Origin of the sequence: Phycicoccus sp. Root563 (assembly GCF_001427915.1) — a bacterium.
Lineage (GTDB): Bacteria > Actinomycetota > Actinomycetes > Actinomycetales > Dermatophilaceae > Pedococcus.
Genome location: NZ_LMGM01000002.1, coordinates 147,219 through 170,718, shown reverse-complemented (window position 1 = coordinate 170,718; position 23,500 = coordinate 147,219). Strand labels below are relative to the sequence as shown.

At 71.8% G+C, this 23,500-nt stretch carries 22 protein-coding genes and 2 tRNA genes; 15 read left to right on the top strand and 9 right to left on the bottom strand.

Annotated elements, in window-relative coordinates:
• Window positions 1-61: 61 nt before the first annotated feature.
• The 3 genes from dnaG (at window position 62) to ASD62_RS18095 (ending at window position 2,758) form a co-directional block, all read left to right on the top strand.
• Complete coding sequence (gene dnaG / locus ASD62_RS18105; RefSeq protein WP_056917620.1) at window positions 62-2,020, top strand: DNA primase; 1,959 nt, start codon at window positions 62-64, stop codon at window positions 2,018-2,020.
• Entirely contained in the window at window positions 2,020-2,568 is a 549-nt protein-coding gene (locus ASD62_RS18100) for a hypothetical protein (RefSeq protein ID WP_056917619.1), read from the top strand. The genes dnaG and ASD62_RS18100 overlap by 1 nt, the downstream gene beginning before the upstream one ends.
• Before the next feature lie 117 nt (window positions 2,569-2,685).
• Window positions 2,686-2,758 (top strand) — tRNA-Asn (locus ASD62_RS18095).
• A gap of 59 nt (window positions 2,759-2,817) precedes the next feature.
• On the opposite strand, the gene ASD62_RS18090 is transcribed toward ASD62_RS18095, so the two are convergent.
• Window positions 2,818-4,206, bottom strand: a complete 1,389-nt coding sequence (locus ASD62_RS18090) for a flavin monoamine oxidase family protein (RefSeq protein WP_056917618.1) — start codon at window positions 4,204-4,206, stop codon at window positions 2,818-2,820.
• Window positions 4,207-4,442: 236 nt separating this feature from the next.
• Between ASD62_RS18090 and ASD62_RS18085 the strand changes: the two genes are divergently transcribed.
• On the top strand, window positions 4,443-5,318 hold the full coding sequence (locus ASD62_RS18085; protein ID WP_157581635.1) for a hypothetical protein: 876 nt from the start codon (window positions 4,443-4,445) through the stop codon (window positions 5,316-5,318).
• Between the two features lie 64 nt (window positions 5,319-5,382).
• Here ASD62_RS18085 and ASD62_RS18080 read toward each other — a convergent pair whose 3' ends face one another.
• From ASD62_RS18080 to ASD62_RS18060, 5 genes are all read right to left on the bottom strand, one after another.
• Window positions 5,383-6,303, bottom strand: a complete 921-nt coding sequence (locus ASD62_RS18080; protein WP_056917616.1) for an amino acid ABC transporter permease — start codon at window positions 6,301-6,303, stop codon at window positions 5,383-5,385.
• On the bottom strand, window positions 6,300-6,965 hold the full coding sequence (locus tag ASD62_RS18075) for an amino acid ABC transporter permease (protein ID WP_056917615.1): 666 nt from the start codon (window positions 6,963-6,965) through the stop codon (window positions 6,300-6,302). Before ASD62_RS18075 ends, ASD62_RS18080 begins: the two co-directional genes overlap by 4 nt.
• A gap of 120 nt (window positions 6,966-7,085) precedes the next feature.
• Window positions 7,086-7,928: a glutamate ABC transporter substrate-binding protein gene (locus ASD62_RS18070; protein ID WP_056917614.1), complete on the bottom strand. Its 843-nt coding sequence runs from the start codon at window positions 7,926-7,928 to the stop codon at window positions 7,086-7,088.
• Between the two features lie 59 nt (window positions 7,929-7,987).
• On the bottom strand, window positions 7,988-8,728 hold the full coding sequence (locus ASD62_RS18065; RefSeq protein ID WP_157581634.1) for an amino acid ABC transporter ATP-binding protein: 741 nt from the start codon (window positions 8,726-8,728) through the stop codon (window positions 7,988-7,990).
• 53 nt (window positions 8,729-8,781) lie between these two features.
• Window positions 8,782-9,726, bottom strand: a complete 945-nt coding sequence (locus ASD62_RS18060; RefSeq protein WP_157581633.1) for a glycosyltransferase — start codon at window positions 9,724-9,726, stop codon at window positions 8,782-8,784.
• Between the two features lie 168 nt (window positions 9,727-9,894).
• Between ASD62_RS18060 and ASD62_RS18055 the strand changes: the two genes are divergently transcribed.
• The 8 genes from ASD62_RS18055 to ASD62_RS18020 all read left to right on the top strand — a co-directional run bounded on the left by ASD62_RS18055 (window position 9,895) and on the right by ASD62_RS18020 (window position 19,603).
• Window positions 9,895-10,809, top strand: a complete 915-nt coding sequence (locus ASD62_RS18055) for a glycosyltransferase (protein WP_082581055.1) — start codon at window positions 9,895-9,897, stop codon at window positions 10,807-10,809.
• Window positions 10,806-12,053, top strand: coding sequence for a UDP-galactopyranose mutase (gene glf / locus ASD62_RS18050; RefSeq protein ID WP_082581054.1), 1,248 nt, complete (start codon window positions 10,806-10,808; stop codon window positions 12,051-12,053). Before ASD62_RS18055 ends, glf begins: the two co-directional genes overlap by 4 nt.
• Window positions 12,050-14,005, top strand: a complete 1,956-nt coding sequence (locus tag ASD62_RS18045; protein ID WP_056917612.1) for a glycosyltransferase — start codon at window positions 12,050-12,052, stop codon at window positions 14,003-14,005. Before glf ends, ASD62_RS18045 begins: the two co-directional genes overlap by 4 nt.
• A 2-nt stretch (window positions 14,006-14,007) precedes the next feature.
• Complete coding sequence (locus ASD62_RS18040; protein ID WP_235530802.1) at window positions 14,008-14,880, top strand: ABC transporter permease; 873 nt, start codon at window positions 14,008-14,010, stop codon at window positions 14,878-14,880.
• Window positions 14,880-15,614 carry an ABC transporter ATP-binding protein gene (locus tag ASD62_RS18035; protein WP_056917611.1) on the top strand — a complete coding sequence of 245 codons (735 nt, stop codon included), beginning with the start codon at window positions 14,880-14,882 and terminating at the stop codon, window positions 15,612-15,614. The genes ASD62_RS18040 and ASD62_RS18035 overlap by 1 nt, the downstream gene beginning before the upstream one ends.
• Entirely contained in the window at window positions 15,611-17,605 is a 1,995-nt protein-coding gene (locus ASD62_RS18030) for a DUF6541 family protein (RefSeq protein WP_056917610.1), read from the top strand. The genes ASD62_RS18035 and ASD62_RS18030 overlap by 4 nt, the downstream gene beginning before the upstream one ends.
• 596 nt (window positions 17,606-18,201) lie before the next feature.
• A complete protein-coding gene (locus tag ASD62_RS18025; RefSeq protein ID WP_056917609.1) occupies window positions 18,202-18,819 on the top strand; it encodes a hypothetical protein in 618 nt (205 codons plus the stop codon).
• Between the two features lie 43 nt (window positions 18,820-18,862).
• Window positions 18,863-19,603: a GAF and ANTAR domain-containing protein gene (locus ASD62_RS18020; RefSeq protein ID WP_056917608.1), complete on the top strand. Its 741-nt coding sequence runs from the start codon at window positions 18,863-18,865 to the stop codon at window positions 19,601-19,603.
• 190 nt (window positions 19,604-19,793) lie between these two features.
• Here ASD62_RS18020 and ASD62_RS18015 read toward each other — a convergent pair whose 3' ends face one another.
• Together ASD62_RS18015 and ASD62_RS18010 are read right to left on the bottom strand one after the other, a co-directional pair.
• Window positions 19,794-20,402, bottom strand: a complete 609-nt coding sequence (locus ASD62_RS18015; protein ID WP_157581632.1) for an ANTAR domain-containing protein — start codon at window positions 20,400-20,402, stop codon at window positions 19,794-19,796.
• Window positions 20,403-20,573: 171 nt separating this feature from the next.
• Window positions 20,574-20,650, bottom strand: a tRNA-Ile gene (locus ASD62_RS18010).
• A gap of 153 nt (window positions 20,651-20,803) precedes the next feature.
• Between ASD62_RS18010 and ASD62_RS18005 the strand changes: the two genes are divergently transcribed.
• The 3 genes from ASD62_RS18005 to ASD62_RS17995 all read left to right on the top strand — a co-directional run bounded on the left by ASD62_RS18005 (window position 20,804) and on the right by ASD62_RS17995 (window position 22,767).
• Window positions 20,804-21,280 carry a hypothetical protein gene (locus ASD62_RS18005; RefSeq protein WP_056917606.1) on the top strand — a complete coding sequence of 159 codons (477 nt, stop codon included), beginning with the start codon at window positions 20,804-20,806 and terminating at the stop codon, window positions 21,278-21,280.
• Between the two features lie 276 nt (window positions 21,281-21,556).
• Window positions 21,557-22,072, top strand: coding sequence for a DUF3145 domain-containing protein (locus ASD62_RS18000; protein ID WP_082581052.1), 516 nt, complete (start codon window positions 21,557-21,559; stop codon window positions 22,070-22,072).
• 176 nt (window positions 22,073-22,248) lie between these two features.
• The gene (locus tag ASD62_RS17995; RefSeq protein ID WP_056917605.1) at window positions 22,249-22,767 is read left to right on the top strand and encodes a hypothetical protein; all 519 of its coding nucleotides are present in this window, start codon (window positions 22,249-22,251) and stop codon (window positions 22,765-22,767) included.
• A 60-nt stretch (window positions 22,768-22,827) separates the two neighbouring features.
• Here the strand turns inward: ASD62_RS17995 and ASD62_RS17990 are convergent, their stop codons facing one another.
• Complete coding sequence (locus ASD62_RS17990) at window positions 22,828-23,454, bottom strand: hypothetical protein (RefSeq protein ID WP_056917604.1); 627 nt, start codon at window positions 23,452-23,454, stop codon at window positions 22,828-22,830.
• Window positions 23,455-23,500 lie beyond the last annotated feature (46 nt).

The window sequence follows — 23,500 nt, the reverse complement described above, 5'->3', positions numbered from 1 at the left end:
TGGGGGAGCCCCCACGGCGTCCGAGCCACCACCTAGACTCGGCCGCGACAAGGAGGGCCAGTTGCCGGGTCGGATCAAGGCCGAGGACGTCGCGCTCGTCAAGGAGCGCTCGTCCATCGAGGACGTCGTGCGCGAGCACGTCACGCTGCGCCCCGCGGGTCCGGGCTCGATGAAGGGGCTCTGCCCGTTCCACGACGAGAAGACCCCGTCGTTCAACATCCGCTCGACCGTCGGTGCCTGGCACTGCTTCGGGTGCGGTGAGGGCGGCGATGTCATCTCGTTCGTCCAGAAGGTCGAGCACCTCACGTTCAGCGAGGCCGTCGAGCGGCTGGCGCAGAAGCTCGGCATGGAGCTGCACTACGAGGAGGGCGGCCGCCCCGGCACGGGTGAGTCGCTCGGCCGGCGCTCGCGGCTGGTCGAGGCCCACCGGGTGGCGCAGGAGTTCTACCACCACGCCCTGCTCAACTCGCCCGAGGCGAGGATCGGCCGCGACTTCCTGCGCGAGCGCGGGTTCGACAGCGAGGCGGCCAAACGGTTCGGCGTCGGGTTCGCCCCCCGGGGCGGCGAGGAGCTGTCGCGCCACCTGCGCAGCAAGGGGTTCACCGACGAGGAGCTGACGCTGGGGGGCCTGTCCGGCCGCGGGAGCCGCGGTCTCTACGACCGCTTCCGTGGGCGCCTGGTCTGGCCGATCCGCGACATCACGGGCGACACGGTCGGGTTCGGGGCACGACGGCTCTACGAGGACGACCGCATCGCCGCCAAGTACCTCAACACCTCCGAGACGCCGATCTACAAGAAGTCGACGGTCCTCTACGGCCTCGACGCGGCGAAGAAGTCGATCGCGGGGGATCGCAAGGCCGTCATCGTCGAGGGCTACACCGACGTCATGGCCTGCCACCTCGCCGGCATCGAGGGTGCCGTCGCCACGTGTGGCACGTCGTTCGGCGTCGACCACATCAAGATGCTGCGGCGGATCATGCGCGACGAGGCCGACCTCGCGCCGGCCAAGGTCGTCTTCACGTTCGACGGCGACGCCGCCGGGCAGAAGGCGGCGATGCGTGCGTTCGGTGAGGACCAGCGCTGGGCCTCGCAGTCGTTCGTCGCCGTGGCCGAGGGCGGCATGGACCCGTGCGAGCTGCGCATCGCCAAGGGCGACGACGCGGTGCGCCACCTCATCGAGGACGCCGTGCCGATGTTCGAGTTCGCGGTGCGGACCACGATCGACCGGTTCGACCTGTCCACCGCCGAGGGCCGCGTGCAGGGAATGCGTGCCGCGGCACCGATCGTCAACAGCATCCGTGACAGCTCCATGCGGCCCGAGTACATCCGCACCGTCTCCGGGTGGATCGGCGTCGAGGTGGAGCAGGTGCAGGCGGAGGTCTCGCGCGCCCAGCGGATGGCCGCCCGCGACGCCAAGGCCGAGGCAGACGCCCCGGGCTCGCAGAACGGCCGGGGCAGCCAGCGTCCCGACGCCGACGTCGTCCCCGAGCCGTCGCCCGAGGAGGTGCGCTCGTCGCTGCCGGCGCCGGACCTGCGGGACCCCGTGGTGTTCGCCGAGCGACAGCTCCTGCAGACGTTGCTGCAGTACCCCGACAGCTTCGACGAGGCCGACATCGACGGCGTCAGCCCCGACGCGTTCACTGCTCCCGCCCACCGCGCCGTGTTCGACGGGGTGCGCAGTGTCGGTGGTCCGCAGCGCGGGATGTCCACCCAGGCCTGGGGCGACGCGGTCGCCGAGGCCGCGCCGCTCTCGGTCCGCACCCTGGTCTCCGAGCTGTCGGTGGCCCCGCTGCCCACGCGGTTCGACAAGGCGACGGGCCTGCCCGAACGCCGTTACATCGACTCGCTGCTCGTGCGGGTCCAGGAGGTCACCTTGACGAGGAAGATCGGGGACGCCATGTCGGCGATGCGCCGGATGGCGGCCGACCCGCACAGCGACCCGGCAGCGTCCCGGACGCTCAGCGGTCAGCTGCAGGACCTGCAGCGCGAGCTCGCGCAGCTGCGCGACCGGGCCAGCTGATGGCGCTCTCGCTGCGTCGCGCGCCCAGACTCCCTGCCGACGTCCGGGCCGCCGTCGGCCTCGGTCCGGGGGAGCGCGTGCTCACCTGGGCGCCGGTGCTCGTCGGCGCCGGCCCGGGGGTGGCAGGGGAGCCCAGCGGCACCACCCTCGTCGCGACCAACCACGCCCTGTATGCCGTCGGCGCTGCCGGCGAGCGCAGCCTCACCCGGCCGTGGCACGAGGTGGACTCCGGGTCGTGGTCGGCCGAGCTCACCCAGCTGACCGTGACGTGGATCGACGGGACCAGACCGAGCCAGTGGGTCCTCGGTGACACGACGCTCCTGCCGGAGACGCTGCGGGAGCGGGTGCAGGCCAGCGTCGTGCTGACCCAGAAGATCGAGCTCGGCCCCCGCCGCACCGCCCGCGCCGTCATCCGCCAGGACCTCGGCCGTGGCGGCCTCGTCGAGCAGGTCGTCCTCGGGCGTGGCGTGCGGGCGGACGACCCCGAGGTGGCCGCCGCGACAGCTGCCGCCCTGGCCTACCTGCGGGAGCAGGTCGGCCTCTCCTGAGCACGGTTCGCGACCCGGCCCAGGAGCCGACCCGCGCGGCGGGTCCCGTTTTCTGGTCGACGCGCATCCTTTGCTATGGTTGCGCAGCGCGAACGGCGGGTCACCGCCGAGGCACTTTCCCCTGTAGCTCAATTGGCAGAGCAGCCGACTGTTAATCGGCAGGTTGTTGGTTCGAGTCCAACCGGGGGAGCCCGCCGCGAAGGCCCCGGACCACCAGGTCCGGGGCCTTCGTCGTGAGCGGGCGACCGATCAGCTGGACCCGTCGATGGCCCTGGCCGCCCGGAGGCCGGACTCGATGGCTCCTTCGATCCAGGCATGGTGCACCGAGGCGTGCTCGCCGGCGAAGTGGATGCGGCCGTGCGCGCTCACGATGTCCTCGTGGAGGGCTGTCTCCTGACCGGGTTCGAACAGGGCGAACGCACCTCCGGCCCACGGGTCGTTCTGCCAGACGTGGGAGGCACCGCCCTCCACCTCGTCCACGATCTGGGGGTGGATCTTCGCCACGTCCTTGATGGCGAGGCTGATCCGCTCGTCGGGTCCCAGGGCGCCCCAGCGTGCCGCGTCCTGACCCCACGTGTAGCTCGCCAGCAGGACGGCTCGCTCGTCCTCGGGGTCGGAGTGGGACGGGTAGACCAGGCGTCGGATCGGGAGGTCCGTGGTCGTGGTGCCACCCACGATCCCGTCGGCGGACTCCCAGAACCTGTGGCGCACCTGGAGGAAGATCTTCGTGGAGGCGTTGTAGTTGAGCTGCCGGATGGCGCGGTACTTCGCGCGGGGCAGCGGGGGTTGGAAGTCGAGGTGCCTCAGCAGCCCGAGCGGCACGGTGCAGACCACGTGGTCCGCGGTCTCCGAGAAGACCCCGGCGCGGGTCCGGTAGTGCACCGTGACCGACCCAGGGTCCTGGGTCACGGCCTGCACCTGCGCCCCGAAGCGGACGCGGCTGCGCAGCTGGCGGTAGATCGCTCGGGGCAGCTGGTCCATGCCGCCGACGACTTCTTGCATGTCCTCGAAGGCGTGCCCGACGATCTCCCTGAACTGCTCGATCACGGCCGCGTTCATGTTGGCCTCGCGAAAGCTCATCAGGCCGTAGAGCTCAAGGGCGCCCTCCGAGAAGCCCCGCCGGAGCAGGAAGTCCCGGATGGAGTCGTGGCTGTACTCCTTGCCGATGCCCGCCAGCGCGGTCGGCCCTTCGCGCGCGTAGCGGTCCCTGATCTCCGTGGTCGCCTCGAGCCACAGGTCCTCGTACGTCCGTCCCCGCTCCCGTTCGTGCAGGTCGAAGCCGAGCAGGTCCGGCTCGCGGTTGACCTGTTCGTAGGTCCACCGCTTCCCGGCGATGTAGACCAGCGCGTTGGGGTTCTCCATGACGAAGGGGCGCAGCGCAAGCCCGAACCGCCGGCAGTACTCCAGCGTCAGCTGGTGGACCCGGGCGATCCGCATCGCGCCCGCCTCGGCGTGGAGGCCGGGGGCGAAGTCGCGCAGGGTGAGGATGCGCCCGCCCACCCGGGACTGACCTTCGAGGATGACCGGGTCGTAGCCCAGGTCGACGAGTTCGAGGCAGGCGACCAGGCCCGCCATACCGGCACCGATGACGATCACCCGCGGGCCGCTGCCGCTGGTCGAACGCGCCGGGGACGTCATCGACCCACCGCACCACGGTCCGGACCAAGCACCATGTCGCGCCTCCGCATCCGTCGTCCCCACACGCTAGCAAGGCCCGGACGCGGGGGATCTGGAATGCCGGGAATCGTCGCGACCACGGCCCTACAGTGACTCGTAGCCAGAAGGAGTGCGGTCCGTCAGCGGTCTGCATCATCCGGCAGCGGAGAGGCGACGATGCGCAGGTCCCGGCGGCGCAGGCGGATCACGGTGGGACGGTGACGCGCGGGGCGAGCCGGTCCGCTCCCCGCGACGTGGATGACGAGCAGCTCCACCGACTCCTGGCGCTCTGCGCCGGCGCCTCCGCGGGTCCGTGGGTGCTGAGCCAGGACCCCGAGCACGAGGCCTTCGACGCGATCTACTCCCGGTCCGGCTGCGTGCTCGAGCTCGACCACCACTACTTCGGTGGCCCGGCGGCCGAACTGATCTGTGCTGCACCGGAGCTCGTCCCGGCCCTGGTGCGGGAGGTGCTGCGTCTGCGCTCGACCGGGACCGAACGCGCCCGGCGCGACCGGGAGGAGCTCGCCCGGCTCCAGGACCTCTGGGCCGCCCTCGGGTCCGACAGGGCTCTGCGCCAAGCGGTGGCATCGCTGGACCTCAGCCCGTGGGTGGGAGGGCCACGGGCAGGGATGTGGCTCGGACGGCGCCAGCTGAAGGCCCTCGAGGCCCTGGCCACCTCGGCGCCGCCCGCGCCGTGGCACTGGCGGTACTCCGCCGACGGCGTCCCCCGCTCCCTCCGGCACGGTGCAGTTGCCGTGGCCGATGTCGCCGGGATCCCCCCGTCGCCCGCGGATGCAGCGCTGATCGTTGCGACGAGGGAGCATCTCCAGGTCCTGGTCGACCTCGTGCTCGATGCGCACAGGCTGTCCCGGCGCACGGCGCGCCCGGCTCTGCGGGTCCTTCGACGGGCGGCGTCGCCCGGGCGGTCGGGTCAGCCCGGGCGAGGTGCCGAGCGGGAGATCAGGAGGGCCCGCCGGCTCATCGACGACTTCTCCCGCTCGCTCAACCAGCTGGGTGACGTCAAGGGACCCAGCGAGTACCGGGGCTCGAGGCCGCTGCTGGACCGGAAGGACAGGCGGCCGCCCGGCATGTGATGCCCTGGCGCCGAGGTGTTGGCGGCGGGGTCACCGCGCTCACCCCGGCACCGACGACACGACCTCAGGGGCCCCCTTGCGTCCCGTCAGTGTTGACCACACCCTGGCCACCCAGCGTGGATGCCTCGGGGACGGCGCCGACCACGGCCCCGACCGCCACGACGTTGGCTCGGCCGCGCCGGGACAGGCGACGCTGGACCCGGGAGGCGAGCACGGTGAGCAGGTAGTTGACGATGATGAAGAGCACCGCCGCCACGAGGTAGGCCTGCAGCACGTTGGCGAAGGCCGATCCGAGGGTCTTGGACCAGTTGAGCAGCTCCAGGTAGGTGATCGCGTACCCCAGGGCGGAGTCCTTGAGGATGACCACGAACTGCCCGATGAGCGCGGGCAGCATGGCGGTGAGCGCCTGGGGCAGCTGGATCGACCGCAGCGTCTGCGCCGGGGTGAGGCCCACGCTGAGCCCGGCCTCGGACTGGCCCTTCGGCAGCGAGTGCACGCCGGAGCGGACGAGCTCGGCGATGACCGACCCGTTGTAGAGGGTCAGCCCCGTCACGACCCCCGCCAGGGGAGCGGTCTCGGGTGAGAACACGCCGCTACGGGAGTAGAGGCCGTAGCTGGCGATCATCATGATGAGGACCGGGACGGCGCGGAAGAACTCGACGACGACACTGCTGGCCCACCGGATAGGCGCGATCCCCGAGAGCCGGCCCACACCGAGCAGCAGCCCGAAGACACCGGCCAGGGCGATCGAGAGGACCGCCGCCTTGAAGGTGCCCAGCAGCCCCGGCAGCAGGTAGTCGCGCCAGACGGAGCGGTCGACGACGAACGGCTTCCACTGCTCGACCTGGAGCTGGCCGGCGTCGCCCAGCTTGCGGACCACGAGGTAGACCAGCCCGACGACGATGGCGGCACCGAGGACGGACAGGATCGCGTGACGCCGCCGGGCGCGGGGACCCGGTGCGTCGAACAGGACGTTGGAGCTCATCGCTTCACCGCCAGGCGCCGCGACAGGCTCGTGAAGGCCAGGCCCAGCGGCAGGGTCAGGATGACGAACCCGATGGCGAACACGAGGAACACGACCAGTCCGCCCGTCTCGTTCTCGATGATGACCGCCATGAGGTTGGCGGCCTCGGCGACGCCGACGACCGCGGCCACGGTGGTGTTCTTGATCAGCGCGATGAGCGTCGATCCGAGCGGTGCGATGGCGCCGCGAAAAGCCTGTGGCAGCAAGACTTCTCGCATGCTCTGCCCGAACGTCAACCCGATGGCGCGAGCCGCTTCCGCCTGCCCTGCCGGGATGGTGTTGACGCCGGACCGCAGCGCCTCGCACACGAACGACGCGTGGTAGATCGACAGCATGACGATGGCCCAGCGGCTTGCGTTGCCGGTGATCGACGAGGGGTCCAGGTTGAGGCCGAGGATGTACGTCAGGCCCAGGACGCTCAGCACCACGAGCAGGGTGAGCGGGGTGTTGCGGAAGATGTTGACGTACCCCGTCCCGAGCAGTCGCAGCACCCGCACCGGCGACAGGCGCATGATGCCGACGACGGTGCCCAGGAGCAGCGAGCCGATGGCCGAGAAGAACGCGAGGTACACGGTCATGCCGAAGGCGCCGAGGACGTCGTACTTGCTCAGGATGTCACCCATGCAGGGAACCTTCCGTTGCGGTGGGGGGACGTGCAGGACGCCCCGGTATGCCGCCCACGACGTGGGCCCCGCGCGCTGCGCAGGTGGGCGGACGGCATACCGGAGCCGTGGTCTGCACGGTCAGGAGCAGGCGTCCTGCTTGGGCGGGTTGGTGGCCGAGTCGACCTTGAACCCGGCCGGGCCGAGGTTGGCGTCGACGGCCTTCTGCCACTCGCCGGAGGAGATCATCTTCGCGATGGCGGTGTTGACCTTCTCGCAGGTGGCGGTGTCACCCTTCTTCAGGCCGATGCCGTAACGCTCCTCGGAGAAGGTCTGGCCGACGACCTTGAGCTTGCCCTTGTACTGCGCCTGTGCGGCATAGCCGGCGAGGATGGTGTTGTCGGTCGTCAGGGCGTCGACACCCTTGGACGCGAGTGCCGTCACGCACTCGGAGTAGGTGCCGAACTCCTGGAGCTGGACCCCAGGGTACTTGTCCTTGACCTTCTGCGCCGAGGTGGACCCGGTCACCGAGCAGAGCTTCTTGCCCGTCAGTGAGTCGGGACCCGTGATCGAGCTGTCGTCGGCGCGGACGAGGAGGTCCTGGCCGGCGACGAAGTACGGGCCGGCGAAGGAGATCTTCTCCTTGCGGGCGTCGGTGATCGAGTAGGTGGCGACGACCATGTCGACCTGACCGGTGGAGATGAGGGTCTCCCGCTGGGCGGAGGGCGCCTGGACCCACTGGATGTCTGCGGCGTCGTGGCCGAGCTCCTTGGCGACGTAGGTCGCGACGTCGACGTCGAACCCGGTGTACTTCGTACCCTCCTTGAGCCCGAGCCCCGGCTGGTCGAACTTGATGCCGACCTTGAACGCCTTGCCGCCGCCACCACCGCCGGCGCCCCCGTCGGACGCGCTGTCACTGCACGCGGTCAGGCTGAGCGCGAGCACCGATGCGGCGGCGACGGCTCCGATCTGACGAACCTTCATTGTTTCCTCCTGGTTGTTGATCGCAGCGCCGGTGCGCCGCGGTCGAGCAGGTCAGTTGGTCAGTGGGTGAGGATCTTCCCGAGGAAGTCCTTGGCGCGGTCGGACTTCGGTGCGGTGAAGAACGCCTCCGGTTCCTGCTCCTCGACGATCGCCCCGTCGGCCATGAACACGACGCGGTTGGCAGCCTTGCGGGCGAAGCCCATCTCGTGGGTGACGACGACCATCGTCATGCCGTCCTTGGCGAGGGCCACCATGACGTCGAGGACCTCGTTGATCATCTCGGGGTCGAGCGCGGAGGTGGGTTCGTCGAAGAGCATGACCTTCGGGTCCATGGCGAGCGAGCGGGCGATCGCCACCCGCTGCTGCTGGCCGCCGGACAGCTGCGCGGGGAGCTTCTGCGCCTGGTGGGCGACCCCCACGCGCTCGAGCAGCTCCATCGCGCGCTTCTCGGCCTCGGCCTTGGGCGTCCTGCGCGCCTTGATCGGGCCGAGGGTCACGTTGTCGAGGATCGACTTGTGCGAGAACAGGTTGAACGACTGGAAGACCATGCCGACGTCGGCACGCAGCTGGGCCAGCTCCTTGCCCTCCTCGGGCAGCGCTTGTCCGTCGATCGTGATCGAGCCGCTCTCGATGGTCTCAAGCCGGTTGATCGTGCGGCACAGCGTCGACTTGCCCGACCCGGACGGGCCGATGACCACGACGACCTCGCCCTTGCCGATGGACAGGTTGATGTCACGCAGCACGTGCAGGTCGCCGAAGTGCTTGTTGACGTCCTTGAGGACGACGAGGGGCTCCGTCATGTCCGGCAACCTACCGGTTTGCCCCCATCAGGGGACCACCCCGGCCCGGACTGTCACGCAATGGCAACCTGGCGGGCGGGCGCGCGCTCGGGTGCTGCTTCGAAGATCTCGTGCCGTCCGGCACGGCTCAGCCGTCGCCACCGGGCCCACCCCGAGACGTCGCGCTGCTGGCCGAGGAAGTACCAGGCGTAACGGATCTCGTCCGGCCAGCGCCGCCAGCGGAGGCCGGGTTGGGCCGTGAGGTAACCCAGGTTGCGGAACGTGCGGTCGCGCCGCACCGGGTCCTGCGGGACGAGCACCGTGAGGCGACCACCGAGCAGCGGCTTCCAGTCGTGGTGGCCCTGCGGGTGGAGGTAGGTCGCGGGGGAGCAGGTGCCGAACCGCAGCTCGCTGCGGCGCAGCCGGCGGTGGACCTCGACCTCATCGCCCCGGACGAACAGGCGCGGGTCGGGGACGCCGACGACGTCGAGGGCCCGGGCGGAGAAGAGGGCGCCGTTGAACAGGTTCGCGACGTTCGGCACGAGGACGTCGGGACCGAGCTCGTCGCGGCGCCGGACCCAGCGCAGCCCGCGACGCAGCGGGAAGGCGAGACGGTCGGGGTCGTCCTGGTCGACCACGAGGGGAGAGACGACATCGAGCCGGTGGTCGGCCGCGCAGGCCAGCAGCCGCCCCAGCGTCCACGGTGATCCGGGCAGCCCGTCGTCGTCAGCGAGCCACACCCAGTCGGCACCGAGCGCGCGTGCGGTCAACACGCCGTACGCGTACCCGCCGGCGCCGCCGAGGTTGGTCTCGCTGGTGAGCAGGGTGTGCGGGATCCCCGTCGCAGCAAGCGATTCCGCCGCACCGGGTTCCTCGCCGTTGTCGACGACGACGAGGTGGTCCGGACGGTGGTGCTGTGCCGCCACCGAGTCGAGGCAGCGACGCAGCAGGCGCGCCCGGTCGCACGTCACGATGACGCACACCACGAAGGGCTCGCGGTGCTGCGGGGGGGGGCTCACGGCCGTAACGCTAGGCGGCTCAGGTGGTGTCCCGGCGGTTTCCCGGTGAACGTCGGGTGCACCGACGGTGTCGACTCGCGCACCGAACCGTGTCCTTGGTCGGCGGTCCACCTCGAGGACGCGGCGTGTTCACCGTCTGGTTGGGCGGCGTGCCTAGCGTCGTCGTTCGTGAGCACCCCCTTCTCCCTGCTCCTGCCGGTGTACCGCGGCGACCGCGCCGACTACCTCGCCAGGGCCTTCCAGAGCACCGTGAACGAGCAGCTCGTGCGCCCCTCAGAGGTCGTGGTCGTCCAGGACGGTCAGATCGGACCCGAGCTGGCGTCGGCCCTCGAGCGCGCCGAGTCCTCGAGCCCGGTGCCGGTGCGCCGCCTCCGACTCAAGCACAACGTCGGCCTGGCGCAGGCGCTCCAGTGCGGGCTGTCGGCCTGCTCGCACGAGGTCGTCGCCCGCATGGACGCCGACGACATCAGCCTGCCGCACCGGTTCGCCGTGCAGCTGCCCATGATCGAGGCAGGGGCGGACCTCGTCGGCGCCGGCATGCGCGAGTTCGGCGAGACGACGCCGACGGGGGGCCTGCTGCGCATCCCGCCTACCGACCCGGCGCTCATCGCCGCCGAGGCGCGCCTGCGCAGCCCCTTCAACCACCCGACGGTCGTCTACCGCCGCTCCGCAGTCCTCCAGGCGGGGGGCTACCGTGAGCTGCCGCTGCTCGAGGACTACTGGCTCTTCACGCGGATGATCGAGTCCGGGTCCGTGGTGGCCAACGTGCCGGAGCCGCTGGTCCTCTACCGCGTCGATGCCGGGTCCTACCAGCGACGCGGGGGACTGCGGCTGCTGCGCTCCGAGCTCGGGCTCCAGCGTCGACTGCGGCGTGAGGGGTTCACGACCTCGGGCCAGATGCTGCGCAACGTCGCGGTGCGCGGTGGCTACCGCGTCATCCCCGTCGGTCTGCGGACCTCGTTGTACCGCAACAAGTTCACGACCTCCGTCGGTGACGCGGGGGAGGTCCTCGGCCGGGAGGCCGGTGGTGGCCCCGGGGTCGCGCCGTCGCCGCGGAAGCGCCACGAGAGGAGTGGGGCATGAGGGCCGACCTCGTCGTCGTCGGGGCGGGCCTGTTCGGCCTCACCGTCGCGGAGCAGGCAGCCGAGCGCGGGCTGGACGTCGCTGTCGTGGACCGTCGGGACCACCCCGGTGGCAACGCCTGGAGCGAGACCGACCCCGACACCGGGATCGAGGTGCACCGCTACGGCGCCCACCTGTTCCACACCTCCAACGAGCGGGTCTGGGAGTACGTCAACCGCTTCACCGACTTCACGGCATACCGGCACCGGGTCTGGACCGTCCACGGTGGTGAGGTCTTCCCGCTGCCGATCAACCTGGGCACGCTGAACCAGTTCTTCCGCTCCAACCACGGCCCGGACGCCGCTCGGGCGCTGGTCGCCGAGCAGGCGGCCGAGCTCGCAGGGGAGCCCCGCAACCTCGAGGAGAAGGCGGTGTCGCTCATCGGGCGCCCGCTCTACGAGGCCTTCATCCGCGACTACACGGCCAAGCAGTGGCAGACCGACCCGCGCGACCTGCCTGCGGAGGTCATCAGCCGGCTTCCTGTCCGCTACAACTACGACAACCGCTACTTCAACGACCGCTACGAGGGCCTTCCCGTCGACGGGTATGCCGCGTGGCTGAGCCGGATGGCCGACCACCCGAGGATCTCGGTGCACCTCGAGACCGACTTCCTGGAAGCCGGGCACGCGCTGTCCCGGGACGCCGTGAGGGGGCAGGTGCCGGTCGTCTACACGGGTCCGGTGGACCGCTACTTCGGCGATGAGCACGGACCGCTCGGCTGGCGGACGCTCGACTTCGAGCGCGAGGTGCTGCCGGTCGGCGACTTCCAGGGCGCGCCGGTGATGAACTACGCGGACGGCGACGTGGACTTCACCCGGATCCTGGAGTTCCGCCACTTCCACCCCGAGCGGGACTACCGCACCGACCGGACCGTGATCGTCCGAGAGCGGTCCCGCACGGCGGGGGCCGGCGACGAGCCGTACTACCCGGTGAACACCCCGCAGGACCGCAGTCGCCTGCTGGCCTACCGCGAGCTCGTGGAGCAGGAGCGGGGACTCGGTGTCGCGTTCGGGGGACGGCTGGGCACGTACCAGTACCTCGACATGCACATGGCGATCGCCTCCGCGCTGCGCCTCGTCGACGACCTCGACGAGCTGGTGCACGGCCGCGGCGCAGCCATGCGACCGGGCTCCGGCAGCCGGGGTCGTGCCGCCCTCGCACCGGCCCTCGCACCGGCCGGCGCGACGGCTGGAGCGACCACGTGAGCACCGAGCCCCGCGTCCTCGCGCGCGTCGTCTTCCCGACCGACGGTGACCTGGACGTCCTGCCCCTCTACGTCGACGGACAGCAGGTTCCCGTGGCCGTGGAGGACGGCGAGACCGTCCTGCCGGTCGCCTACGACCAGAACCCCGACCAGGTGCTCGGCCGTCGTTCGTACCAGCTCGGCCACGGGCAGCGGGCCTCCTTCGCCACCTACTTCAACGCCTTCCCGGCGGGGTACTGGCGCCGGTGGAGCACCCTGGCGGGCGTCCGGCTCCGGGTGCGGACCAGCGGGGCCGGCACCCTCGTCGTCTACCGCTCGTCCGCCCGCGGGTCGGTGGCCCGCGTGACCTCGCGGTCGCTCGCGGGGTCGTCGGACGAGGGGGTGTCGTTGCCGCTGAACGCGTTCGGCGACGGCGGCTGGTACTGGTTCGACCTGGTGGCCGGCAGCAACGACCTGGTCCTCGAGTCGGCCGAGTGGCTGTCCGGCGACCTGCGCCCCGAGGCGCAGGAGCCGCCCCGCGGTTCGGTCACCATCGGGATCACGACGTTCAACCGCCCCGCCTACTGCGCGGCACTGCTGGGGCAGCTGGGGGCGGCCGAGGAGCTGCGCGACGTCGTCGACGAGGTGCTGGTCGTCGACCAGGGCACCCAGGCCGTCCGGCAGGCTCCGGGCTTCGACGACGCGGCCACGGCTCTCGGCCGGAGGCTGCGGGTCCTGGAGCAGGGCAACCTCGGGGGTTCGGGTGGGTTCGCCCGCGCCATGCTCGAGACGCTCGACGTGGGCCGCAGCGACCACGTGCTGCTCCTCGACGACGACGTCGTCTGCGAACCCGAGGGCATCGCCCGTGCGGTGACCTTCGCCGACTTCGCGCGGACGCCCACCGTCGTGGGTGGGCACATGTTCTCGATGTACGAGCGGTCGGTGCTGCACGCCTTCGCCGAGCGCGTGGCGCCGTGGCAGTTCCGGTGGGCCCCCGCCGCCGCCACCGAGCACGACCACGACCTGTCGTCGTCCAACCTGCGGTCCACCCCGTGGCTGCACCGCCGCGCCGCCGCCGACTACAACGGCTGGTGGATGTGCCTCATCCCCACGACGGTCCTGCGTGACGTCGGGCTGTCGCTGCCCGTCTTCATCAAGTGGGACGACGCGGAGTTCGGCCTGCGTGCCGCGGCGGCCGGCTACCCCACGGTCTCCCTGCCCGGTGCGGCCGTCTGGCACGTGCCGTGGACCGACAAGGACGACTCCGTGGACTGGCAGGCCTACTTCCACGCCCGCAACCGGTTCGTCGCGGCGCTGCTGCACTCGCCCTTCGAGCACGGTGGGCGGATGGTCCGGGAGAGCCTGGCCATCCAGCTCAAGCACCTCGTCGCGATGCAGTACTCGGCAGCCCACCTGCGCGAGCGTGCCCTGCTCGACGTCCTCGAGGGGCCTGCGGCCCTGCACGGCAGCCTGGCCACGACGCTCGGCGAGGTCCGGACCGCCCGGGCGGATTTCGACGACGCCCGCGTCGCCGCCGACCCCCACGAGTTCGCCGCCGTCCGGCCGGCCAAGCCGCGCCGGCGCGACCCCAGCACGGGCAAGCCGACCAGCCAGGCCGCGACGGTGGTCACCGCCCTGCTCGGTATGGCGCGCCAGCTCACCCCGGTGCCCGCCGCGTCGCGTGAGCGTCCCGAGCGCGAGGTGCCGGCCGTCGACGCAGGTTGGTGGACGCTCTCGCGCCTGGACTCCGCGCTGGTGTCGACCACGGACGGGACCGGCGTCTCGTGGCACCGCCGCGACCGTGCCGCGGCCCTTGCCGCGACGCGGCGCGCCACCGCCGTCCACCAGCGGCTCCTGCGGGAGTGGCCGCGCCTGGCTGCCGAGTACCGCGCGGCGCTGCCCGACCTCGTGGGTGCCGATGCATGGCGCAAGACGCTCGACCTCCCGCTCCCGGACCGGGAGGACGGGCAGTGACGGTGTCGCTGCCGACGACCGGCGAGGCGCCGCTGGTGGTCCAGGGACGCAGCGGAGGCCTGCGAGAGGTGGCCGGACGGCGCTTCCTGCTCAGCCTCCTCGTCCGCAAGGAGCTCCGCGTCCGGTACCGCGCGTCGGTCCTCGGCCTGGGCTGGTCCTACGTCAAGCCGGCGGTGCAGTTCGGCGTCTACTTCGTCGGGCTCGGACTCGTCCTGCGGCAGAACGCGATCGGCGACTATGCCGTGTACCTCTTCGGTGGGTTGGTGGTCATGACGGTCTTCGGCGAGGCCGTCGGCAACGCGACGCGCTCGGTGGTGGCCAACGCCGACCTGGTCCGCAAGATCTACCTCCCGCGCGAGCTCTTCCCGGTCTCCAGCCTCTGCGTCGCCGCGGTGCACCTCGGCCCGCAGCTGCTCGTCCTCGTGATCGGGGCCCTGGTCGCCGGGTGGTCGCCGGACCCTGTCGGCCTGCTCGCCCTGCTGGGAGCCCTGGTGCTCGTCGGGGTGCTGGCCCTCGGCCTCGGGCTGCTGCTGGCGGCCGTGAACGTGCTGTTCCGGGACGTCGAGAACGTCGTCGACCTCGTCCTCATGGTCGTCGTCTGGACGAGCCCGGTCCTGTACCCCTGGCAACGGGTCGCAGACCTGCTCGGCCACGGTTCGACGCTCCTGGCGATCTACCAGTCGAACCCGCTCACGGTCGCCGTCGAGCTCGTGCACCGCGGCACCTGGGCGCACGCCTCACCGGGGAACGCCGCTGCCCTGCCGGGTGACCTGGGGGTGCGCGTGGCCAGCTCCTTCGCCATCGCCCTGGCGCTGCTCGCCCTGGGGCAGTGGGTGTTCCGCTCGCTGTCGGGCCGCTTCGCGCAGGAGCTGTGATGGTCGACCCCGTGTCCGCCGTGGAGCTCGACGGCATCTCCAAGCACTTCAGCCTGCGGCACACGCACTCGCTCAAGGAGAGCGTCGTGTGGGCCCTGCAGGGTCGCGCCCGCCGTGACGAGTTCACCGCGTTGCACCCGGTCGAGCTCACCATCGGCCGTGGTGAGTCCGTGGCGCTGCTGGGGCGCAACGGATCCGGCAAGTCCACCCTCCTCAAGCTCGTCGCCGGCGTCATGGCCCCGGACACGGGCGAGGTCCGCGTGCGGGGACGGCTGGCCGGGCTGCTCGAGGTCGGCGCGGGCTTCCACCCCGACCTCACCGGGCGCGAGAACGTCTACCTCAACGCCTCGATCCTCGGTGTCGAGAGGGCCCGGATCGAGGAACGCTTCGACGACATCGTGGCGTTCGCCGACATCGGGCCGTTCCTCGACACCCAGGTGCGGTTCTACTCCTCGGGCATGTTCCTGCGCCTCGCCTTCGCGGTCGCGGTCCACACCGAACCGGACGTCTTCCTCGTCGACGAGATCCTCGCCGTGGGCGACGAGGCCTTCCGTGCCAAGTGCCTCGACCGCATCGAGCTCCTCCGCGCCCAGGGCCGCACCCTCGTCGTCGTCAGCCACGACCTGCCGCTGGTCGAACGGCTCTGCGACCGCGGGATCGTCCTGGACCGGGGCCACCTCGTCGCCGACGCCCCCATCGGCGCGGCCGTCGCCGCCATGCGGGTGGCAGGTTGAGCGCCTGGTGTGCCGCGTGGCCGGCCCTCGTCGCCGCGTGCGGGGTCCTGGTCCTCCCGGGACTGGTCGTCGCCCTGGCAGCCGGGCTGCGCGGCATACCCGCCCTGGGGCTGGCACCGGCACTGTCGGTGACGACGGTGTCCGTCACCGCCGTGGTCGCGGGGCGGCTCGGCGTGCCGTTCGGGATGGGTGTGGTGGCCCTCGGTGCCGTGGTCCTGTCCGCGGCGATGGTGGGGGTGCTCGCGCTGGCCCGTTCCCTGGGGCTGCGGTGCCCCGAGGCGCGAACGGTCGGGCACCTCCCGGACCTGGCCGGGCTCGGCGGGGCCGCAGTCGGGGGCGTGTGCGCCGCCGTGGCCGTCGCCCGCGGGATCGGCCGGCCCGACGTGTTCCCCCAGACGTTCGACGCGATGTTCCACCTCAACGCCGTGTGGACGGCCCTGCGCGGCGGCGACGCCTCGTCGTTGACCCTCGGCACGGTCGCGGCCCCGGAGCGCGCTGCAGGCTTCTACCCCGCCGCCTGGCACGGCGTGACCGTCCTCGTCGCCCAGCTCAGCGGCGCGGGGGTCATCGTGTCGGCGAGCGCGGTGTCGGTGGCGATCGCCGGGGTCGTCTGGCCCCTGGGCTGCGTGTTCCTCGTGCGGCAGACCGTGGGCGTCCGTCCCGGCGTCCTGCTGGCCGGTGGCGTCCTCGCCGCGGCCTTCGGCGCGACGCCCCACCTGCTCCTGTCGTACGGGACCTTGTGGCCTAACGCCCTCGCCACGGTCCTGCTCCCCGCCGTGCTGGCGTGTGCGGTGACGGTGCTGCGGGTCCCCGAGGGCGGGATCGGTCACGGCGGTCCCATCGAAGCCCCCGCGAGCTGGCGGACCGACGAGCTCCGCGCGGCGGACCTGTCGTTGGGCCGGTTCCGAGCGGGTCTGGTCGCCGTGGCGGTCGTCCCCGGGATGGCACTGGCGCACCCGAACGCGGTGCTGAGCGCCGTCCTGCTCGTCACCGTCGTCGCCCTCGTGTCCGGGTGGCAGTGGGTGGCGAGACCACGGACCTCCACCGCCCGGCGGGTCGCGGTCGGCGTCGCGGCCCTGCTGCTGGTGTCGACCGAGCTCTGGGTGGTCGCGCAGTCCCCGGTGTTCGCGGCGACCCGACGGACGAGCTGGCCAGCCCGCCAGGGACTCGCGCAGGCCGCGGGGGAGTGGGCGCTGTCGGCACCGGTGCGCACCCCCGTGCCGTGGCTCGCGGCAGCGCTGGTGCTGGTCGGGTGCGTGACCGCGTGGAAGCGACCCTCGTGGCGCTGGTTGGTGCTGGCGCACGCTGCGGCGGGCGCCGCGTTCGTGGTCGTGGCCGGCAGCGACGGACCGGTCTCCCGCACGCTGAGCGGGCCCTGGTACGACGACCCGTTCCGCCTCGCCGCCCTTCTCGGGGTGACGGCTGTCCCCCTTGCGACCGTGGGTCTGGCCCACCTCGCCGACGGGGTGGGTGACCGAGCAGCGGCGTCGCGCTGGCCGGAGCGTCTCGTCGCCGCCGCGGCGATCGGGTTCGTCGTCGTGACCGGCGGCGTCTACACCGGCTCCAACACCCGGGTCGTGGCCACGTGGTACGCCGGCCAGGGCATGGTCGGCTCCGGGGAGGAGTCGCTCCTGCGCCGCCTGCCTGAGCTCGTCCCGGCCGGGAGCACCGTGGCCGGGAACCCGTGGAACGGCTCGGTCCTGAGCGCGCCGCTCGGCGACCGGGCTGCGCTGTTCCCGCACCTTCAGGGCAGCTGGGGGCCGGACCGTGCCCTGGTGGCCGCGGACCTGTCCGCTGCCGGCAGCGACCCCGACGTCTGCCCGGCCGTGCGTCGCCTGCGGCTGGGGTACGTGCTGTCGGGCCCGGTCTCGTTCTGGAAGGGCGACTGGCGTCAGGCGGCCTACCGAGGGCTGGACGTCTCCCGTGCACCGGGGTTCGTCCCCGTGGCCAGCGGCGGGCGGCTCACGCTCTACCGCATCACCGCCTGCTGATGCGGCGGCCGGGTTGGCTGCCGCCACAGGCGTCCCGACGAGTTGAAGGCTGAGGTTCCCGGGGAACGCGAAAGCGCCTCCGCCGTCCCAGAGCGGGAGCTGGCGGAGGCGCTGGACGTGCGGCCTACCCCTGATCGTCGGCCGCAGTCGGGGCCCGCGGCGGATGAGACCGGGACCTTCGACGCTGTCGGGGGGCTTCGCCGCTGGAGTGGGGGTGCGCTTGGCCGTCCCGACACGTCGAAGGTACGCCTCGGCGGTGCGCGAGCGGCAGTGCCTTGACCGGACCTTTGCCCTCCGGGGGCCAAGTCCATACCCCGGCGCCCGTCAATCCACCTCATATCTCGCATGCTGGGCTCCGGTGGATCAGGCGCGGCTGCTCGGGTGGCCGTAGGCTGGTGGACCGACCACGGACACCACTGACTGCGGCAGTGAGCAGGACCGAGAGCCATGCCTGGGTTTGCCGGACCGCCACGGTCACGCGGGTGAGCGAGGCACCCGACCGACTGCACCGGCTGCAGGCGCTCGTCGACGTCGAGGCGCCGGCCGATGTCGCGAGTGGGCTGGCCGGGAAGTAGGACCGGATCTGCTGTGCGGCCGTGCGGATCCTGGCCGTGGCCGGGGTCGGGGTGTCGCTCATGGACAGGGCGGCGCGACCGCTGGGCACGATTGCCGAGTCCAGCCCACTCGTCCGTCGCCTGGAGGAGGTCCAGTTCACGCTCGGTGAGGGCCCCGGCGTGGAGGCCTCCTCGGCGCGGAGCCCGGTCCTCGAGGACGACCTGACCGGTTCCGGCGCACGCCGGTGGCCCGCGTATGCCGCCGCAGCCCAGGAGCTGGGGGTGAACGCCGTGTTCGCCTTCCCGATCCACGTGGGCGCGGCGCGCCTGGGGGCGATGGTCGTCTACCGCCACGAGGGTCGTCCGCTGGACCACGAGGTCGTCCTCGACGCCCTGGGGCTCGCCCGGATCTGCCTGAACACCATGCTGAGCGTGCCTGCCGCCTCGTTGGTCGGCGCCACGGACGGGCTCGGCGACGGCCTCGGCCTCAGCTCGGAGGTCTACCAGGCGCAGGGGGTCCTCACGGTGCAGCTGGGGGTTCCCCTGTCGGAGGCGATGCTGCGGTTCCGGGCTCGTGCCTACGCGACGGAACGTTCGCTGGAGGAGATCGCCGCGGACGTCCTCGCCGGTAGGATCGACCTGACCCGGGATGACCTGTGACCACGAGCATGGCCCGTCCGAACCTGGTCGACGGGAGCGCACCATGAGCACCATCTCCAGCGAACGGCTGGCGGAGACCTTCGTCCAGGTCGCCGACACCCTGGTGGATGACTTCGACCTCATCGACTTCCTCACCCTGGTGACCGAGCGCGCCGCCGAGCTGGCCGGGTCGTCCGCGTCCGGCCTGCTCCTCAGCGACGAGAACGGTCGACTGCAGTTCATGGCCGCCTCGACGGAGTCCGCCAGGATCATCGAGCTGTTCCAGGTCCAGCGTGAGGAAGGTCCGTGCCAGGACTGCTTCCGTAGCGGGGTGGCGATCTCGGAGTCCGCACTCGAGGACAGTGCGGCGCGGTGGCCGAGCTTCGCGCCCCGCGCCGTCGCTGCGGGCTTCCGCTCCGTCCATGCCTTCCCCCTGCGCCACCAACAGACGCTGATCGGCGCCCTGAACCTCTTCGACGCGGTGCCGCGGGACTTCTCCAGCGCTGATGCGAACCTGCTGCAGGCCCTGGCCGACGTGGCGACGATCGGCATCCTGCAGGAGCGCGCCATCAGGCGCGGAGAGCTGCTCACCGAGCAGCTGCAGCGGGCCCTCAACAGTCGCATCACCATCGAGCAGGCGAAGGGAGCCCTGTCGCAGCTGCACGGCACCACGCCGGACGCGGCGTTCGGGATGCTCCGCTCGTACAGCCGCGGGCGCCACCTTCGGCTCACAGACGTCGCCGATGCCGTGCTGCACGACCCCACGAGCCATCCGGACCTGACCTCGGCCCAGCACCAGGGGTGATCGGGCTCGGGGCGCGAGCGCGCCCCCTCGACCAGAGGCGATGGGGGGATCCCTCGGGAGGGGGCGCGCTGGGACCTGCCCCGGCGGCGGTTCCCCCCATGGAAGCATGCTCCAGAGGACCGAGGCCATGGTCTGGGGCAGCACCTCCACCATAGAACTCATCAGGCGCCATCACCAGTCCCTGGCGTGACTACCTTTCCCGCTCCACGGCGCCGGTGGGGCGGACGAGGGCCAGCAGCGCGTGGTGGGTGACGGCGCCGCGCTCGTCGATCACGTTGGTCGCGATGTCGGCGAGGGCGCGGTCGGTCTGCCTGCCCAGCTCGCGCAGGCGTTCGAGGGCGCTGTCACGGCTCAGTCCCTCACGGACCATCAGCAGTCCCGTCGCCGTGCCGATGTCCAGGGCGGCCTGGTGGGTCGACGGGGGAGGGGCAGCGAACGGCTCGTGGTCGTGCGCGCGATCGGCGGACTCCACCTGGATGGTCAACAGCTCAGCCGTGATCGAGGCGATCCAGAGGTCGTCGTCGTCACCGTGGACCGACACGGAGACGGTGCCCGCCGCGGGGTGGCCCCAGAGGGAGATGTCGAAGGACACGACCTTCGTTCCGGTCGCCACCGAGGTCAGTCCTCCGTGCCCTTCCCTGGTCGCGACGCGGGTGAGGACCTCGGAGTCGCCCGGGCGCTTCAGCGCGAGCTCCACGCGGCTCGCGCAGGGGAGCGCCTCGAGCAGAAGGACCGGGGCGGCTTCGGTGACGCCGTCGAACGAGGCGCCGGAGAGGACGCGCGATGCCTCGACGACCATGGCCAGAGCCAGGCTGGGGGTCAGGATGGGCGGGGGTTGGTTCACGGCGTGCCGTCCCGTGGTTCGGGGGTCCGATCGCCGCGGGTCCGGGCAGCACCGCTGTCTGCGGTCCCGTCTAGCATCGGCACGGGCGTGATGGGTGTCAAGGGCCGGCCGACATCGTGCCGGAGGTGGTGGGGCAGGTCGGGCTTGAACCGACGACCGACGGATTATGAGTCCGCTGCTCTGACCGACTGAGCTACTGCCCCGGCACCAGCTCGGCTGTCACCGGCTGGGCGCGGTGAGCCTACCGGCAGCCCTCACAGGGAGTCACAGGCACCGACAGCCCCGGCACTCCTCCCGCAGTGCTCCGGCACAGACGCCGGTCGCACGGTGGAGCTCCACCAACCAAGGAGCACCCCGTGAAGATCACCATCGTCCCCGTCGCCGCCGGTCTCGCGCTCGCCACCGGCATCGCCATCACCGGCGCGTCCCTGGCCAGCGCAGACCAGGTCACGTCGTCCACCGCCACGTCGTCGTACCCGCCGTCGACCGGGTCCGGCGCGGCTGCCGACCCCAGCAGGCCCATGCGCTCGGACGAGAAGCTCCTGACCGGGGACGTGGCCGCGAAGGTCACCGCGGCCGCCAAGGCCAAGGAGCCCACCGCGGCGATCGAACGGGTCGAGACCGACTCCGACGGGGTGTTCGAGGCCCACATGGTCCGCGCCGACGGCACCCACGTCATCGTCCAGATCGGCAAGGACTACGCCGTGACAGCGGTTCAGGAGGGCGGCCAGGGCGGTGGGCCGGGCGGTGGGCCGTCCGCTGGGCAAGGAGCCGGGGGAGGGGCGCCCACCCAGGGCGAGGCGCCGGCAGCCACCTCCAGCTCGACGACCTGACCGCACCATCCTCCTGTCGCACCCACCCCGCACCAGCATGGGCGGGGTGGGCGCGGCAGACCGGTATGGCGCGCGGCCGGGCGCTGCTCACCGCCCACCACACCCGTCGGTGACCATGTGCTGGACGGGACTCGTGATAACGCTGGTGCCGAAGTGGTGCGTGGTGCACAATGGTCGCCAGCAGGTCCCAACTGAAGATCGCGGCAACACGCCGGTGACCCGAGATGTGCGCAGGTTCGTGGGGAAGACGTCCCTCGCACACCCAAGGAGGCCCGGATGTCTGTCGCGATGCCGCGTGTCACGACTCGCGGGGTGGTGTTCATTCACTCCACCCCCAAAGCGCTGTGCCCGCACATCACCTGGGCGCTCGAGTCAGCCCTCGACCGCCCACTGTCCATCGACTGGACCCCGCAACCGGCCGGCGCAGGACTGGTGCGCGCCGAGCTCGCGTGGACCGGTGTGCAGGGCAGTGGTGCCAAGCTCGCCTCGACGCTGCGCGGGTGGGACAACCTGCGCTACGAGGTGACCGAGGAGCCGAGTCCCGGCGCCGACGGGTCACGCTGGTCGCACACGCCGGCGCTGGGCATCCACCACACCTGGACCTCGGCCGCGGGAGACGCCGTGGTCAACGAGGACCGGCTGCGGGAGGTCCTGCGGTTGTCGCAGGGTTCCCCGGAGGCGATGTCCGACATGCTCGAGGAGATCCTCGGGTCGGACTGGGACGCGGAGCTCGAGCCGTTCCGCTACGCCGGTGACGGCGCGCCCGTGCGATGGCTCCACAAGGTCGGCTGACCCAGGTCAGCAAGGCAGGGACGAGCCGGCGAGGCCTCCGGGGGGAGGCTCGCCGGCTCGTCTGCGTGCCGGGCCGCAGCCGGCCGGAGAGAGATCCCCGCTGACCTGCGGGATTCCCGGGTCCGGGACGGGTTTCGGTAGCGTGTCGCGCTGATCGTCCGACCCTGGAGGTATCTGTGACCCGCCCCAAGGCCAGTCCGCTGGTGTTCGTGGGGGTGCTGGCCACGGCTGGTGCGGGGGTCCTGCTGTGGTGCGCCTGGCTCGTCCTGACCGCCCCGCTGCCCGGCGACGCAGCGGCCGCAGCCTGGGCCCTGTGGCTGCTCGCCGTGGCCGCGTTCGCCACGCTCATCGCCTACCTGAGCGAGCTGGTCCGGCACGGCGCACTGGCCCGTCGCGGCAGCTGGAAGCCGCGGCCGGGGCTGCTGCTGCTCTGGGTCGCCGGTCTCACGGCCCTGCTGGCGTTCCCGTTCGTCCTGCCCGAGCGGTCCGACGCGACCCGGTCCGACCGGCCCGCCACCCAGGACCGGTCGGTGCCCGATGCGGCGCTCACAGGGGGAGGGGCGCCGGACGGCAGCACGGTGTCGCCCACCTTCGCGACGACGAGCTCCTCGCGGTCCTCGACCGTCACGCGAGCGACCTCCCCGGCCGCCGACCACCTCCACGGTCGTCACCGGGTACGCCCATCCGCGGCGTGACCCTGGCCCCAGCCCCGCGCTGAACCGGGTCTGGACGGGGTCGGGGCGAGACGCCCGCCGTCAGCGGACGATGCGCCCGACCCGCCCGGCCCGCGCCTGGACCATCGCGTGCTGCCCGACCTCGAGCGGCTGCTCGGTGGTGCCGGCGGAGGGCAGGAAGGTGCGCCCGGCCCGGGCGCGGATGACGCTGAGCTCGTGCACCTCGAACAGCTCCAGGGGCAGCGTCCAGAACGACGGGCTGTGCTCGATGACGACCACGTCGCCGTACTGGTGCACACCGGTGATGAGCGAGTAGCCGTACTCGACGGACGAGTCGTGGTCCCGGACCCGCAGGCTCTCCTGCCCGACGGTGACGGCGATGAACCGTCCCGGGACCACCTCACGGGCCAGCCACGCCTCGTTGCGGCCCATGGTCATCAGGACGATGGCGCCATATGCGGCGAGGGCCACCGCGGCGAGCCCGCCCATCAGCCACCAGGTCAGCTCGGCGGCCCCGCCGGGGTGCCGCCAGGCACAGAACAGGGCCGTCAGGGCTGCCACGGCGAGGACGGGCGCGAGCTGGCGCAGGACGAGGGGGCTGCGGAGGGTGTGCGACCACAGGGCTGCCCGGAACCGTCGGGGCAGGCGGTCGTCGACGACCTGGATGCGTTCGACGCCCCAGCCCCGCGCTCCCGATGCACCAACCACCCGCGACCTCCCTGATCGGACTCACGGCCGCAAACTGGCCGCGACT